10 protein-coding genes are annotated in these 15,847 nt (G+C 40.4%); 9 read left to right on the forward strand and 1 reads right to left on the reverse strand.

Annotated features, from left to right (window positions below; translation table 11 throughout):
• Positions 1-240: 240 nt before the first annotated feature.
• Entirely contained in the window at positions 241-1,551 is a 1,311-nt protein-coding gene (gene drt2 / locus VCASEI_RS05275) for an antiviral reverse transcriptase Drt2 (RefSeq protein WP_089110811.1), read from the forward strand.
• Positions 1,552-1,630: 79 nt separating this feature from the next.
• On the opposite strand, the gene VCASEI_RS05280 is transcribed toward drt2, so the two are convergent.
• Positions 1,631-2,227 (reverse strand): tyrosine-type recombinase/integrase, encoded by a 597-nt coding sequence (locus VCASEI_RS05280; protein WP_089110810.1) that lies wholly within the window; start codon positions 2,225-2,227, stop codon positions 1,631-1,633.
• Between the two features lie 109 nt (positions 2,228-2,336).
• Here VCASEI_RS05280 and VCASEI_RS05285 point away from each other — a divergent pair, with 109 nt between their 5' ends.
• The 8 genes from VCASEI_RS05285 to VCASEI_RS05320 all read left to right on the forward strand — a co-directional run bounded on the left by VCASEI_RS05285 (position 2,337) and on the right by VCASEI_RS05320 (position 15,600).
• The gene (locus VCASEI_RS05285; RefSeq protein ID WP_089110809.1) at positions 2,337-4,040 is read left to right on the forward strand and encodes a type I restriction-modification system subunit M; all 1,704 of its coding nucleotides are present in this window, start codon (positions 2,337-2,339) and stop codon (positions 4,038-4,040) included.
• Positions 4,030-5,274 (forward strand): restriction endonuclease subunit S, encoded by a 1,245-nt coding sequence (locus VCASEI_RS05290; protein ID WP_089110808.1) that lies wholly within the window; start codon positions 4,030-4,032, stop codon positions 5,272-5,274. Before VCASEI_RS05285 ends, VCASEI_RS05290 begins: the two co-directional genes overlap by 11 nt.
• Positions 5,267-6,538: a synaptonemal complex protein 1 gene (locus tag VCASEI_RS05295; protein WP_089110807.1), complete on the forward strand. Its 1,272-nt coding sequence runs from the start codon at positions 5,267-5,269 to the stop codon at positions 6,536-6,538. Before VCASEI_RS05290 ends, VCASEI_RS05295 begins: the two co-directional genes overlap by 8 nt.
• 249 nt (positions 6,539-6,787) lie before the next feature.
• Positions 6,788-9,529 carry an NERD domain-containing protein/DEAD/DEAH box helicase gene (locus VCASEI_RS05300; RefSeq protein WP_089110806.1) on the forward strand — a complete coding sequence of 914 codons (2,742 nt, stop codon included), beginning with the start codon at positions 6,788-6,790 and terminating at the stop codon, positions 9,527-9,529.
• Positions 9,519-10,934 (forward strand): tetratricopeptide repeat protein, encoded by a 1,416-nt coding sequence (locus VCASEI_RS05305; protein ID WP_089110805.1) that lies wholly within the window; start codon positions 9,519-9,521, stop codon positions 10,932-10,934. Before VCASEI_RS05300 ends, VCASEI_RS05305 begins: the two co-directional genes overlap by 11 nt.
• Before the next feature lie 200 nt (positions 10,935-11,134).
• Complete coding sequence (locus VCASEI_RS05310; protein WP_089110804.1) at positions 11,135-14,410, forward strand: type I restriction endonuclease subunit R; 3,276 nt, start codon at positions 11,135-11,137, stop codon at positions 14,408-14,410.
• A 372-nt stretch (positions 14,411-14,782) separates the two neighbouring features.
• A complete protein-coding gene (locus VCASEI_RS05315; RefSeq protein WP_238321392.1) occupies positions 14,783-15,145 on the forward strand; it encodes a GNAT family N-acetyltransferase in 363 nt (120 codons plus the stop codon).
• Positions 15,142-15,600, forward strand: coding sequence for a GNAT family N-acetyltransferase (locus VCASEI_RS05320; protein WP_089110803.1), 459 nt, complete (start codon positions 15,142-15,144; stop codon positions 15,598-15,600). Before VCASEI_RS05315 ends, VCASEI_RS05320 begins: the two co-directional genes overlap by 4 nt.
• The last annotated feature ends 247 nt before the right edge of the window (positions 15,601-15,847 follow it).

A 15,847-nucleotide genomic window follows, 5' to 3' on the forward strand; every position in this document is an offset into this window, starting at 1 on the left:
ACAGATTGTCAATGCATTTATCCTTGCAGAGCCAAGATAAACACATTGTCATGAAGCGTAAGATTACCATTGTATAGTCTCCATCGCAGATTACATTATATATCATTTCTAATAGATCGCGGCGTGTGCCTTTAGGGGCCAGATGATTGGTTAGGCCAGTTAGTTAAAGCCCAAAGGGATACACGGAAAGGCCGCATGTCCACTCCCTTTGGGTTTTGCTAGAATAGAATCTCTCTTCTTATGAAAAACACTACTGAGCACCCTTGGTTTACCAAGCGAAACTATCTTCATTTTGATATACCTGTCTCAGTTCATAAGGCTGAACGAATAGCATCCGACCCAATAACGGTTGCAAGGCATGCCTTTTTTCCTTTCATTTCATATAGTTTCCAGCTTACGAAGTTAGATCGAGATACTTCTACTGGTAAGCTATACCGCAAGCCGAAACCAAGAGGTGTTGCCTATTCATCTCATGTAGATAGTCATATCTACGCGTTTTATGCTTCTAAACTATCAACCTTATACGAAAAGCAAATCAAGAAATTAGGATTGCATGAATCAGTATTAGCTTTCCGTAAATTAGATGGAAAAAGTAATATTCATTTCGCAGATGATGCGTTTAAGCACATAAGTAAGTTTGAAGATTGCTCTGTTATAGCTTTGGATTTCTCTAAGTTCTTCGACACATTAGACCATCAAATTTTAAAAGAAGAATGGAGGAAATTACTCGGTGAGGATTACTTGCCAAAAGATCACTACAATGTTTTCCGCTCATTGACCAAATTTTCAACGGTCGATAAATGTGCCCTGTTCGATCTATTTGATATCTCTCAATATAACCCTAAAGCTAACGGGCGCAATCGGGTTTGTTCACCTAGTGAATTTAGGCAGAAAGTACGTGCTTCTGGATTGATTAAGAAAAATCCGAATGGAATGATGGGTATCCCCCAAGGCTCACCGATCAGCGCATTACTTTCTAATATATATATGCTCAATTTTGACGCACAAATGAAGAGCTATGTTGACTCTGTTGATGGCAAGTATTTTCGGTATTGTGATGACATGTTGTTTATTGTCCCTTCCAAACATCGAGATATGATAGAGAAACTAGCAAATAGCAAAGTTACTGCGCTAAAAGTAAAAATTAATAGTGATAAAACAGAGATTAGAGACTTTAGAATTCACGATGGTAAGTTGAGTTCATTTGACGAGCATGGTAAACAAAAACCGTTACAGTATTTAGGTTTTTTGTTTGATGGGCATTCGATTTTTTTGCGCTCTACTGCGTTGGCTCGTTATTCTGAAAAAATGAAAGGTGGCGTAAAACTAGCTAAGAAAACGATGGAAAAAGAAAATCGAATCCGTCGTGAAAAAGGTGAGCCAGAGCAAACATACCTATACAAAAGAAAGCTTCACAAACTGTATACAGCACGTGGTCAAAGAAACTTTCTATCGTACGGATATCGAGCAGCCAAAATCATGAACTCAAAGAGCATAAGAAAACAATTAAAACCTCTTTGGCAACGTTTTCAAGATGAGGTATCTAAATAGATCATTTCAGATAGAGGTAACAGCCCTAATTAAGTTTTATGTCGTGATATTACAGCTAGTAAAATTGAGCGTTACTTAATCAAGTCTCACAACTCTCCGAAATCCTCAGTGCATCTTCAATTTCAACACCAAGGTATTCAATAGTACTTTCGAGCTTAGCATGACCCAGAAGTAACTGAATAGCCCTAAGGTTCTTAGTCTTAGCATAGATCAAAGAAGCTTTTGTCCGGCGCAGTGAATGAGTGCCGTATTGAGTTTTATCCAGTCCAATATCAGTAACCCAGCGATTCACTAAGGAAGTGTAGTAATGGTATGAAATTGGCTTTCCCTCACGTCTAGGACTAGGGAATAGATAGTCTGTTGGTGCTAATCCGTTTTGAATTATCCACTGTGACAAGGTTTGTTGTGTTTTGGGTGTGATTTCGAAGTGTACTTCTTGCTGGGTTTTCTGTTGTTTAACAATGGTTCTCGACATCACGCAGCCACTACGACTAACATCTTGAACTTTCAAGTTACGTAAATCACACGACCTCAATTTACAATCGATAGCTAAATTGAACAGCGCCAACTCAAACAATCTCTCTTCTAATTCAAGTCGAATACGTATACGCCAAATATCCTCCAATTTAAATGCTTTCTTCTGACCTACACGTTTTCCTTTATTCCAAGCTTCCATAATGAGCACCTTACCTCATAAAAATGTTCTTTAAGTAAGGCATAAATCAAAGACAATGTGACATCTAATGATATGATTGAAGGAATATTTCTAAACAAGAAAACTCATTATGAAACAAACAGAACAACAGTTTTTGAAAGAGCTTGAAGCTAAGCTATGGAATGCCGCTGATAAACTGCGTTCAACCTTAGATGCCGCGCAATATAAACACGCCGTGCTTGGGCTTATCTTCGTCAAATATGTATCGGATGCGTTCACCTTACGCCAAGAAGAAATCAAAGCTGATCTGTCTAACCCTGAAAATGAATACTACTTAGACCCAAGCGATTACTCAGCAGAAGAGCTTGCCGAAGAAATTCAAATCGAACTGGAACAACGTGATTACTACACCGAGAAAAATGTGTTCTGGTTGCCACAAGAATCGCGTTGGCAGTTTTTACAAGATAACGGCCCATTAGTGATTGGTGGTGCTGATCTTCAAGTTGGCGATAAAATCAAAAAGATCACCTCAGTCGGTCACTTAATTGATAACGCTTTAGAAGGCATTGAGCGTGATAATCCAAAGCTTAAAGGTGTACTGAACAAATCCTATTCTGCGCTACGTATCGACCAAGCCAAACTCAATGAGTTGATCAACCTGATCGCGACGATTCCTTTTGATCATGCCTCTCTTAACAGTAAAGACATCTTAGGCCATGTGTATGAATACATGCTGGGTCAATTTGCGTTAGCAGAAGGCAAAAAAGGCGGTCAGTTCTATACGCCAGCGTCTATCGTAACCTTAATTGTTGAAATGATTGAGCCGTTTGAAGGGCGTGTGTATGACCCGGCAATGGGTTCTGGCGGTTTCTTTGTGCAATCGGAAAAATTCATCGAGCGTCATGCCCATGAAAAGCAAGTCGACCCGTTAACGCAAAAATCACGCATATCGATTTACGGTCAAGAATACAACCACACCACATGGCAGTTAGCGGCAATGAACATGGCGATCCGTGGTTTGGATTATGACTTCGGCAAAGAGCCAGCCAGCACTTACACCAATGTTCAGCATCCAGAGCTACGTGCTGATTTCATCATGGCAAACCCACCGTTTAATATGAAAGAGTGGAATACTGGCGTTGATGAAAACGATCCGCGATTTAAATACGGAATGCCTCCGGCAGGCAATGCCAACTTTGCTTGGATGCAACACATGCTTCACCACCTTGCACCAGATGGCTCTCAAGCTCTATTACTCGCCAATGGTTCAATGAGTTCAACCACCAATAACGAAGGTGCTATTCGTCAAAAACTAATAGAAGAAGATTTGATTGAATGCATGGTAGCGCTTCCGGGGCAACTGTTCACCAACACCCAAATCCCAGCTTGTATCTGGTTCTTAACCAAAAATAAAACCGCTCGTAATGACAAAGCAGGCCGTAAACTACGCGACCGTAAAGGCGAAGTGCTATTTATTGATGCGCGTAATCTTGGTTATATGAAAGACCGCGTATTACGTGATTTCACCATGGACGACATTCAAAAAGTAGCGGATTTATTCCACGCTTGGAAAACCGGTGAAGCGGTCAATGGCGTGACCTATGAAGACCAAGCCGGTTTCTGTAAATCGGCCAAGTTAGAAGAAATCACCAAGCACGACTTTGTACTCACACCGGGGCGTTATGTAGGCGCGGCGGATGAAGTCGATGACGGAATTCCATTTGGTGAAAAAATGGCAACCTTAACGTCGAAATTAAGCGAGCAGTTTGCCGAATCAGCAACGCTAGAAGCTGAGATCAAGAAGAACCTAGTGGGGATTGGGTATGAAATCTAACTGGTGTACTGTTAAGTTGCAGGAAATCGTACTATTTAAAACAGGTAAATTAGATTCAAATGCTGCTGATGAACAAGGCGACTATCCGTTTTTTACCTGCTCTCCAGTGACCTTAGCTATCAATGAATATGCGTTTGATACCGAAGCTGTTTTGCTTGCAGGTAATAATGCAAATGGTGTGTTTTCTGTTAAATACTATAACGGAAAATTTAACGCATATCAGCGAACCTATGTGATTACACCAATCGATAAATCTATAGTTAGTGTGAGGTGGCTTTATTTCAGAATTAAGCATGTTACGGCTGAACTTCAACAAATGTCGGTAGGAACGGCAACAAAATTTTTGACTAAGAAAATCCTTGATGCTTATGAAGTACAACTACCGCCTATAGTTGAACAGGAGAAACAAGCGCAAATATTATGGAATTTACAAAATAAACTTGATTTAAACACCCAAAACAACCAAACCCTAGAACAAATGGCACAAGCTATTTTCAAATCATGGTTTGTTGATTTTGAACCCGTCAAAGCTAAAATGCGTGGCGAACAACCCGAAGGAATGGATGAAGCCACTGCCTCGCTTTTTCCAGAAAAGCTGGTTAGCGATACGGGGTTGCCTGAAGGATGGAAGCTATCAGAAATTGGAGATGAGGTCGCAGTTGTTGGTGGAGGTACACCATCTAAGAAGAACGATAATTTCTGGGTTGGTGGGCACATTCATTGGACCTCCCCTAAAGATCTATCGGGTGTTCAAGATAAGGTTCTGTTAGACACTGCCAGCAAGCTAACGGAAGCTGGCTTGAAGAAAGTTAGCTCTGGTTTATTACCTGTTGATACTGTCCTGTTATCCTCGCGTGCTCCAGTAGGTTATCTTGCCCTTGCTAAGGTTCCACTTGCTGTAAACCAAGGTTATATCGCAATGAAATGTGAAAAGGCTCTCCCGCCTGAGTTTGTGCTCCAATGGTGTGTTCACCGCATGGATGAAATCAAACAACGAGCCAGTGGCAGTACATTTGCCGAGATTAGTAAGAAGAATTTCAAGCCAATTTCTGTTGTGGTTCCAAGTGAGGATGTGCTCAATGCTTATCAAAAATTGGTGAAGCCACTCTATGATGCAATTACATCTAATGTCCGCCAAAGTGAACAGCTTTCAACTCTTCGCGATACCTTGCTTCCTAAGTTACTGTCAGGTGAGCTTCATTTAACTGATCCTGTAGAGGTTACAAATGTCTAATTGGGCTGAAAAATTAAATAGTCATCCGTTACACGATACACTCGATCAATTACTAACTTGGGTTCAGCTTGACATAGATGGTATCACTGATGATGTCTCTGAAGTACGGCGTTTCGAAAATGTTATTAGGAGAGTGCAACATAATCTTAAACAGGTAGACCCTGAACTCGTTGCAACCAATGAACTAGACACTTTTAACTCAGCGCTCAGAAATGCAAACGTTTGGAACCAAGTAAGTAGCTTTCACAACAATGGAAATGCGGCTCATATTCGCAATGCCAATAACCATTTAACTAACGCTCTTGCCAGTAAATACTGGTTAGTCTCTCCGATGGAAGGAGGCCCTAAAGTTGAACAAGATCAATTGCGAGAAATCTATGATGATTTAGCTAGTAAGTTTCACGATTTAAAGGATAAGTTTGAAAGTCTACAAAACGAAAAGAGTGAGCTAGAGACAGTTATTGAAAATAGAAGGAAAGAAGTTGATCAACAGATATCACAGTGGCAACAACAATTTTCTGAAGCACAGGATAAACGTTCAGAGAGCTATCAAGACTGGAAGAATAATTTAGAAAAGAATGTCAGTGAATCAAATAAAGAGCTAATTGATAAAACAGAATCAAAACTTGAGAGGTTAGAATCAGATACGAGCATGTTTTTGTCACATTTATCCGAGCAATCTGAGCAAAAGCACAATCGGATACAGGAGTTATATGAATTGGCTTCTGGAGATAGTATTTCTGGCGGGTATGCTCAAACGGCTACAGGGGAGTCAAATCAAGCGAATCTATGGAGAAAAATATCGTTAGGTTTCATAGTAGTGACCGTCATCTGGCTATTGTTAGCATTTGGACTGTATTCCCTAGGAAAATTACATACAGTCGATAGTTCGCTAGAGCAATCTACTGAAATTGTATCTGATAGCATCAGAACAAGAAGCGCATCCTTAGATTGGTCTAGATACTTACTTACATTTACAATAACGGGCGTTCTTTTGTTTGGAGCTGGCTATGCAGGTCAACAATCTACAAAGCACCGTGATGAAGCTCGCCGAACACAGCGTTTTGCATTGCAAGTAAAAGCTTTAGATCCTTATATTAGTTCTCTGCCAGAAGAAGAACAGATAAATATCAAAAAGTCCCTTATAGAGAAATTCTTCGATGGAGTTGGAGAGCGATCGTCTGTGGATGGTGAAATCCACATACCAGCCAGTATGACTGGAAAGCTTTTTCAGGCCGTTATCGATAATGTGAAAGGGAAATAACACGATGTTTGAAACCACCTATTCTAAATTGCTTTCCGGCGAAATTGAGTTAGGGGAACACGGAAATTAACTAGAAAAAATTAAAACATAGAATCATTGTCGAGTTTGCTTAGGAAAAATAACAATGAATATACGAGCAATATTAGAAAATAACAATTTTGGTTGGTTAAAAGTACAAGTATACGTGGTGAATTGTATTCAAGGGAAAAAAAGTGAGTATCCCACTACTGAAAAGTTAGAGGTTGCACTATGAGTTTTCATGCTTACAGAGCTACTCCCTTTGAATTCACACATGAGAACAAAGTGTTCAATAAGCTCTATGATCTCTTGCAGGCAGTATGGGAAGATAGAGAAGAACCGTTGCATCTAATTGGTAATGTGTATGTAGCTGGGCGTCCGGTGGATGCCCTTATCATAAAATCCCATGCTGTTGTCGTTATCGATTTTAAAGATTACGGTGGTGATGTTTCATTCAGTGAAAATGGCAGTTGGTATGCGAACGGTGTGATAGTGAAAGGTGGTGGCAGCACTAACCCCTATCAGCAAATTCGCAACAACAAGTTTACTCTACTGAACTACCTGCAAGAGAGCGTGGTATTTCAATCAGAGCCGCAGCTTGGGCATATCGCTGGTCTGTGCCTGTTCCATCAGGATATTCGTTTTGATGATAAGCAGATTCCAACAGGTATAAGCCGCTGGTTTCATGTCTCGGATATGAGCCATGTAGTAAGAACCATTGATGCTATCACTAGCACCGCAATTGACTTATCTGGCTCTGAAATAGAGAAAATTATAACGAGTTTAGATATACCATCGTTTAATCCTGATGGTAACACACCTATCATTAATGCTATCCCCCAGAGTGCAACAGATACTGAGAAGCGTGTACGATTAACTCCAACCCAGCAACGAGCTATCGATAGCGCTACCTCTTGGCTTACTAGCACTCAAAATACGGTATTGTCAATTATTGGAGCGAAAAATAGTGGTAAGAAGACAGTACTCAAGATAATTAAAGATTTACTTTCTGAACAAGGAAAAAGCCCACTATTCCTTAGCCCTAATGCTCGTATCGCGAATAAATACAAAGCACTAGGTTTTTCTGATGTGCAATCTATTTATTCTTGGTTATACGCAAGCCGACCAAGTAGGCTTGAGAAAGATAAAGCTTGCTACGATGTTTCTTTGACAATACCGGATGCAACTCGGGAAGTACTCATATTTCTAGATGCACACTTGTTGGGTGATGATAAGTTTGAAACAGAAACAACACGGTACGGTACGGGTTACCTACTACAAGATATGTTGACAGCATTGATTGAAAACAACGCAGCCTTGCCGAAGATGCTATTGGTTGGTGACCCATTCCAATTAACACGAGGAAGTATTCAACGAAGCTTGCTCATTGGCGAAGTTTTTAAAGACAAGAACATCATGTTTTCAACTTGTGAGTTGAATGAACAAGTAAGCTCTGATGAGCTTTCACGATTCCAACTACCACTCATTTCTGCACTGTCAAATAACACATTTAGTCGCTTGCCGGATGTTAGTGGGCAAAATGTTGCAGAGGTGGTTGTAGGTAAGCATACTGATGAAATTGGTCGTGCTCTCGTGGCGTGGCCAAAACGGACTGTATTCTTATGTGCCAAAAACGTTGATGCCTTTAAGGTAAACAGAGGTATTCGCAGAAAGTTCTTGATGACTGAAGATATGTCAATTCTAGTTGTTGGGGATGTTGTTGATGTCCACAATAGGGCTGCTGGTATCAATGATGATTTTACTGATACCACATGGATAAACTCTGGTACTTTTGGGCAGGTTGTCAATGTTGATCCGGAAATAGAAACGAAAACCATCCTACTAAAAGGAAGAAAAGCAGGGACTGTATTACATTTTGCAACAGCAACTATTCATTTTGAAGGAGCTGGAAATGTCAGGGTTCGTTACATTCCTGAATACCTTTCTGCTGAAACTCCAGACCTGACACCTGACCAGCTTGTCGCCCTTAATATTTTTGCTCGCGAAGAAGCTACTGCAAAGCTTAAAAATCAGAAACGAATACTAGATGAAGCTAAAAATCACTCCACAGATCAAGAATATCGCTTGAAACAGGAGGAGTACCAAAAGCTGCTAGCATACTCGATCATGAACAGCCCCTACTTCAATGCTGCTAGACTACGGTTTGCATATGCCCTCACTGTGCATCGCGCTCAAGGCTATATAGGGTGGGAACAGGTATACGCTGATGCCTCATGTTGTCATGATAATGCTAACCATTCATCAGATAGTTATTTTCGTTGGCTGTATACAGTTACTTGCTGCTCAACAGCAAACATAGGGTTACTGCATTACCCGACTTTAAACCCAATTTCGAATGCAAGTTGGCAGCTAACTCCGAAAAAAATTAGTCCAATTGTAGTCAAGCCTCGCTTCTATTTTGACCCTGAGCAATCAGCTAGCGATAAATTGCCTGTAGGCTTTGATGTTTCTAATACTTTGTTCCCAAAGATCTACCTGACTATTAGTCGACTACTTAAAGGTAGTGAATGGCGTATTAGCGATGTAATTCAAGGTCGCCCCTATCAACAAGTTTATGAGCTTGAGAAAAATGACGGTTCATCCGCTACCGTTCAATTCAGCTACAACAAAAAAGATGAAACCACCATTCAATCGGTGAGGTTAAAGCCGGAGTCTATTGATTATCAAACTGTAGTGTCAATGTTATCTACACAGCCAAACTATCAAAACGAATCCATTGAATCTGCTGCAAACGAATTAATCCAATATCTGAGTAGCAAAGGGTGGAGCACTGTTTTGGTTGAGGAAAAAACACAGTACAAAGCTTTTTTGACTTTCGTTGGTGTTAATGGACACATTAAACTGGACTTAAATGTTAGCGGTAAAGGACTGGTATCGTCGATCAAAGTTGAACATGTGGACAGTGAAATAGTTCTAAACCAATTTAGGGAGGGTTTAAATTATGTCAACTGAACAACCTTTCCGGATCGTCGGTAACCTACGTAAATCAGGCCAACTCCAAGAGGCTTGGAGTTACGGTTTTTCCGCATTAGAACAATCCCCACAAGATTCATATTTGAAAGGAGCCTTGTTTTGGGTCTGCTATGAATTTATCAAGCAACAGCAAGAGAAGATCGCCAAGCGTGGAGCGTCTTCAAACAACTATCGTCCTAGCGATTTTGAGTTTGATAAAATAGAAAGCCTACTGCAAACAATAGTTAATTTTGAGATCCCAGCAGGTGGCTTAGAACACAAAATGTTGCTGGTTCAGTTTAAAAAGAACCTTGAGTGGTTTCCGACACTGATTCATCTTGTTCTTCGCCAGAAAGCTGCCTTGTTCGATGATGACGCTAAAAAACCATTTCAAGCTGAAAAGGGTGAAGCACCAAGCTTAATGCTTTCAACGGCACGGCAAGTTGCTAGTGCATGGCTTAGAGCTCGGGAACCTTGGCAGTTAGATTTGAATCAAGTGATGGAATTCATCCACCTAACGCGCCAACAAGCATCTGATGTCAAACATATGATTTGGTTGGATTATGATCAGGCAAAATGTCTCATAGTTGCAGGTCAGTATGAGCAAGCGCGTTCACTTATTTTGCCAATTCTGCGAAAGAAGCAAAAGGAAGCATGGGCTTGGGGGGCTCTGGCCGCGACTTATCAAAAACAAAATCGTGACTTGGCAATGAAATTTTTTGCTAAAGGCATCGTGTCTGCGCATGACGTTACTTTTAGCCTGAAGCTTTTTCAGGGGATTATTCCTTTGTTGCTCGGTAATCAACGGCATGTTGAAGCCTCCATGTGCCTGAAAACTGCTCTTTCGGCATACCAAGCCCATGGCAGGAAGATAAAACCTGAGCTAGAACAACTATCTTTGCAACCTTGGTATGACTCTAGTGTTGATGAGAAGCAACTTAATCCTTTTTTAAATTCTATATCTAGAGATGCTCAAGATTACATTTACGGACCGACGAAGAAAGTTATCGCTATCATTGAAAACATCCACCGTTCTGGAAAAGGCTTCCATGCTTATGTTACTAGAACATACTCGACTTCTGTTCGTCTCGGGCTTCATAAAAGCAAAGAGAATCCGAAAGTTGGTGATTATGTAGAATTGACTCTTCGTGAAGAGAATGGTCAAAAGGATGTAGTGTCGTCACTTAGTTGTGGACCTAAGACATCTTCAGATATTTCTGAAGTCAAAGGGAGAGTAAATATCACCCCTAAAGGCTTTGGGTTTGTAGAGGATACCTACATACCGAGAAATCTGGTCGCAGATATGCAGAACGATACTCTTGTGACAGTAACAAGAGTAATGTCATGGGACAAAACTAAATCCAAATACAGTTGGAAGGCAATAAAATTAAAGCATGAAGCCTAAAATTAATAATAAATTGCTTTCCGGCGAAATCGAGTTAGATTCAGTTGTTGCAAAATGAGCAATAACTGTCGTTATTAAAGATTTAAGTAATGTTTTTAAATCCGAAAAGTTGGTTGAGATAGCATATGTTCCATTTGGGAACATATGCCCAAACAGACAAAACCAAGCGTTACCCTACAAGATAAAGGTTGATTTTAATTATGAAGATCACGGAAGACCAACTAGAACAGCTTTGCCTCGATTGGTTTAAAGAACAAAATTATACCTATCTGAATGGTTATGATATTGCCCCAGATGGTATCTCGCCTGAGCGTGACGACTATCATCAAGTGGTGTTAAAGCAACGTCTGCAAAAACAACTTGCCATCTTAAATCCTAATTTACCGGAAGAATGCCTTGTTGAGGTGGCGAATACGGTTTCAACGCATGATACGCCTGTATTGATTAAAAGTAACCGCAGCTTTCATAAATATCTTATCGAAGGCGTACCGGTGGAATATACGGTCTATGAAGCGGGTGAAACCAAAACCAAACATACACATGTTCAGTTAATGGATTTTACTAATCCCGATAACAATGAATTTTTGGTGGTGAATCAATTCACGATTGCTGGCATCAAAGGCAATCGACGCCCTGATGTGGTGGTGTTTATCAATGGTTTGCCGATTGCTGTCATTGAGCTTAAAAACCCAGCCGATGAACATGCGGATATTTGGAATGCCTATAACCAACTGCAAACCTACAAAGATGAAATCTCAGACTTATTTGTTTTCAATGAAGCATTAATTGTCAGTGATGGTTGGACGGCGCGTGTTGGTTCATTAACGGCCAATAAAGAACGTTTCATGCCATGGAAAACGGTCACTAATGAAGATGATAAACCGTTATTAGAATTCCAACTAGAAACTATGGTTCGCGGTTTCTTTAAGCCGGATTTATTGCTCGATTACATTCGATACTTTGTGTTGTTTGAAAACGATAATGACAAAATCATTAAGAAAATAGCCGGTTATCACCAATTCCATGCAGTACGAGCGGCAGTTGAAGCCACGGTTAAAGCCAAGCAAGCAGATGAAGCCTTGTTAGATGATCGCATGGTGGCGGATAACGTGATCCCATATCAAGTGAGCACAACCAAAGGCTTAGATAAAATCAAACCCGGCAGTGGTAAAGCCGGGGTGGTTTGGCATACCCAAGGCAGTGGCAAAAGTATTTCCATGGTGTGTTATGCCAGCAAACTTTTACAACAGCCAAGCATGAATAACCCAACCATAGTGGTGGTGACCGACCGTAATGATCTTGATGGTCAGCTGTATAACACCTTCGGCATGGCGCAAGAAACACTGAAACAAATCCCGCAACAAGCCGATGATCGTGATGCCCTGCGTGAGTTATTACTTAACCGCCAATCCGGTGGCATTATCTTCACCACGATTCAAAAATTTGCCTTGATTGCTGATGAAACGGCGCATCCAGTTTTATCGACTCGCGCCAATATTGTGGTGGTGTCTGATGAAGCGCACCGCAGCCAATACGGAAATAAATCCAAACTGGTTGAAGTCAAAGATGAAAAGGGAGAAGTGAAGTCGCATAAATATGTGTTCGGTTATTCTAAATACATGCGCGATGCCTTGCCTAATGCGTCTTTTATTGGCTTTACCGGTACGCCAATTGCCATGGACGATAAAGATACTCGTGGTGTCTTTGGTGAATATGTCTCGGTTTATGATATTCAAGATGCGGTGGATGATGGTGCAACAGTGCCGATTTATTATGAATCTCGCCTTGCGAAACTCGATATCAATCAAGACAAAATCGAAATCTTGAACGATGAAGTTGAAGAAGAAATTGGTGAAGACGAAGAAACCGAAAGCCGTGAGAAAATAAAATCACAATGGGCAGCGTTAGAGAAATTGGTGGGTGCTGAGCCACGACTTCAACAGATTGCTAAAGACTTGGTTGAACACTTCACAACACGTACCGAAACCTTCCCGGGTAAAGCCATGGTAGTGGCAATGAGCCGTGAGATTTGTGTTGATTTATACAATGCGATTGTAGCGATCAAACCGGAATGGCATCACGATGATACCGATAAAGGTGCGATTAAAATCGTGATGACGGGCAGTGCTTCTGATAAAGAAAAAATGCAACCTCATATTCATGATAAAAAGACCAAGAAGCTCTTTGAAAAACGTTACAAAGATACTGATGATGAACTCAAATTGGTGATAGTGCGTGACATGTGGCTGACCGGTTTTGATGCGCCGTGTTGTCATACCATGTACATCGATAAACCCATGAAAGGGCATAACCTAATGCAGGCCATTGCGCGTGTGAATCGGGTGTTTAAAGACAAGCCCGGCGGTTTAGTTGTGGATTATATTGGTATCGCCAATGAGCTGAAAAATGCCCTGAAAACCTACACCAATAGCCAAGGTAAAGGGCAGCCTACAGTCGATACGGCGGAAGCCTTTGCGGTGTTGATGGAAAAAATCGACATCGTTCGTGGCATGTTCGCAACTCCTGTTGATGGCAAGGTATTTGACTATCGCCCTGATTTTGAAACTCAAGCTCTGCGTTTATTGCCGGGTGCGGTGAACCATATATCAGGTTTATCTACCTCGATGTCACAAGCCTCTAAAAGTGAAGACCGTGATGGTAAGCGCCGTTTCTTAGATGTGATGGCCGCTTTAAGTAAGGCGTATTCTTTATGTAATACCATGGATGAAACCCAAGGCTACAAGAATGAGATTGCCTTTTATTCTGCCATTAAAGCGGCCTTTATGAAGCATTCTACGGTCGATAAAAAGCGTACTGACGAAGAGCGTAATTCTGCTTTAAAACAGATTTTAGATAACGCAGTAGTGGCTGATGGTGTCGATGATATTTTTACCATGGTTGGGTTAGATAAGCCGAATATTGGCTTGCTTTCAGAAGAGTTCTTAGAAGATGTTAAGAACATGAAAGAGAAAAATCTTGCGGTAGAATTGCTCGAAAAACTGCTACGTGATGAAGTGAAAGCGCGGATGAAAAATGATGTGGTTCAGGAGAAAAAGTACTCTGAGCGCATTATGGAATCCTTACGTAAATATCATAACCGTAGCATTGAAACCGCTCAAGTGATCGAAGAGCTGATCCAGTGGGCGAAAGATATGCAAGAAGATGCGGATATGTTGAATAAGCTGAATTTGTCGGTTGATGAAATCGCTTTTTATCGCGCCTTGGTAGAAAACGAGTCATCCGTTCGTGAGCTAGGGAATGAAAATTTGCGTCAACTCGCCATTGAATTGACTCAACAGTTACGTAAATCAGCGACGGTAGATTGGCAGAAACGTGAAAGCGTTCGTGCTCGTATGCGTAACCTAGTTCGCCGATTATTACGTAAATGGAAATACCCGCCAGATGATACAGATGAAGCGATTAAGCTTATTTTAGAGCAAGCAGAAGTGTTGGCTGATGGTTGGTATGCGGCTTGAATTTTTGTAGCAAAAAATATAAAGGCAAGGGGTGAAAACTTTGCCTTTTGCATATTTATTTATCATTTTACTTCCACTTTAGTGGGGGAATCGGTTCGGTCAGAATATATTAAGTAATGAATAGAGGGCTATTTCGAGCATCGGCCCTAAATGATTTTTGTCCAAGAAGGCTCTGTTTAAAAACGTACCCGAATGTTGAAGTAAAGATACATGAACACTGGATAATAAGAGTTAAACTTTTAACTTCACACCAGACAAGGAATGTTAATTTGAAAATAATTAAAGCGAGCGTAACTGAACTTGATAAGGTAAGTCACTTGTTCAATTTATATCGTCAATTTATATCGTCAATTTTATGGCCAAGAATTAGATATGGAGCATGCAAAAAACTTCATATATCAACGTTTAAAAAAATCAGATTCAATCATCTTTTTAGCATTAAGTGATGCAGATATACCAATTGGATTCGTTCAGCTTTACCCGTCATTTTCTTCTGTTGCAATGAAGCGAATGTGGTATCTGAATGACTTGTTTGTCGATGAGTCAGGCCGAAATCAAGGTGTAGCTAGAGGTTTGTTACGTAAGGTCAAAAATTATGCTATTGAGACAAATGCCGTTACTGTGAAATTGGCAACAGCAATTGATAATGCAACCGCCCAGAATCTATATGAATCTGAGGGGTACCTAAAAGTAACCGCTTTTGATCATTACACGCAAAAAGTAGTTCAAGAATGAAGGCAAGGAAAGCAAAAGAGCATGAGTTAGATTTAATTTATTCAATGGGCTTTGATGCTTGGAGTTCTGGTCTTTCGTTGGAAGAGTATTTAGTTGGTTGTCGTAAAAGTAAAAAATACTCAGCTGGCACTTGGTATGTGTTGGTCGAAAAAGATGAAATCGTATCGTCGCTTATTGTATATAACAGTATGTTTAATCTTAAAGAGGATTGCTTTGGTATTGGTTCCGTAGCGACCTTTCGAGAGCTACGGCACAAAGGCTATGCATCTCGGCTGATTAATCTAGTAAAATCAGAGTTATTTGATAGCCTCAACTGCAAGGCTTTATATCTGCATAGCGACATTGACCGAAAGTTCTACAGTAGGCTCGGTTTTGTCAGTATTCAGGGCTCTGACTGCATGATCTACTCAAATGGCCAAGTAGATTTTGAAGGTTCATTGCCAACATATTTTTAGCCTTGATTTATATAAAAGGTGTCTGAGGTTTCAATATACTTTTTCTAATCTGGTACGAACGATTTAATTCTATCCACTAAATCGTTCCTGTCCAAAGCTAAGTTAACGGAAAATTATTACCCTGAAATGGGTTGTAAATAAATCAAGTGATAAATCGATTAAAATTCAATGAACTTACACTGAAAGTAATTTTCTTACAGGATTATTTCTAATATTAACTTTATGCAGACTTATGCTACAATTTTAT

It is taken from the genome of Vibrio casei, from assembly GCF_002218025.2.
In the GTDB taxonomy this organism is placed as follows: domain Bacteria; phylum Pseudomonadota; class Gammaproteobacteria; order Enterobacterales; family Vibrionaceae; genus Vibrio; species Vibrio casei.

Bases quoted from the DNA above. Each gene is read 5' to 3' on its own strand.
- drt2 (WP_089110811.1), top strand. From the start codon at position 241: ATGAAAAACACTACTGAGCACCCTTGGTTTACCAAGCGAAACTATCTT.
- VCASEI_RS05280 (WP_089110810.1), bottom strand. From the start codon at position 2,227: ATGGAAGCTTGGAATAAAGGAAAACGTGTAGGTCAGAAGAAAGCATTT.
- VCASEI_RS05285 (WP_089110809.1), top strand. From the start codon at position 2,337: ATGAAACAAACAGAACAACAGTTTTTGAAAGAGCTTGAAGCTAAGCTA.
- VCASEI_RS05290 (WP_089110808.1), top strand. From the start codon at position 4,030: ATGAAATCTAACTGGTGTACTGTTAAGTTGCAGGAAATCGTACTATTT.
- VCASEI_RS05295 (WP_089110807.1), top strand. From the start codon at position 5,267: ATGTCTAATTGGGCTGAAAAATTAAATAGTCATCCGTTACACGATACA.
- VCASEI_RS05300 (WP_089110806.1), top strand. From the start codon at position 6,788: ATGAGTTTTCATGCTTACAGAGCTACTCCCTTTGAATTCACACATGAG.
- VCASEI_RS05305 (WP_089110805.1), top strand. From the start codon at position 9,519: ATGTCAACTGAACAACCTTTCCGGATCGTCGGTAACCTACGTAAATCA.
- VCASEI_RS05310 (WP_089110804.1), top strand. From the start codon at position 11,135: ATGAAGATCACGGAAGACCAACTAGAACAGCTTTGCCTCGATTGGTTT.
- VCASEI_RS05315 (WP_238321392.1), top strand. From the start codon at position 14,783: ATGGAGCATGCAAAAAACTTCATATATCAACGTTTAAAAAAATCAGAT.
- VCASEI_RS05320 (WP_089110803.1), top strand. From the start codon at position 15,142: ATGAAGGCAAGGAAAGCAAAAGAGCATGAGTTAGATTTAATTTATTCA.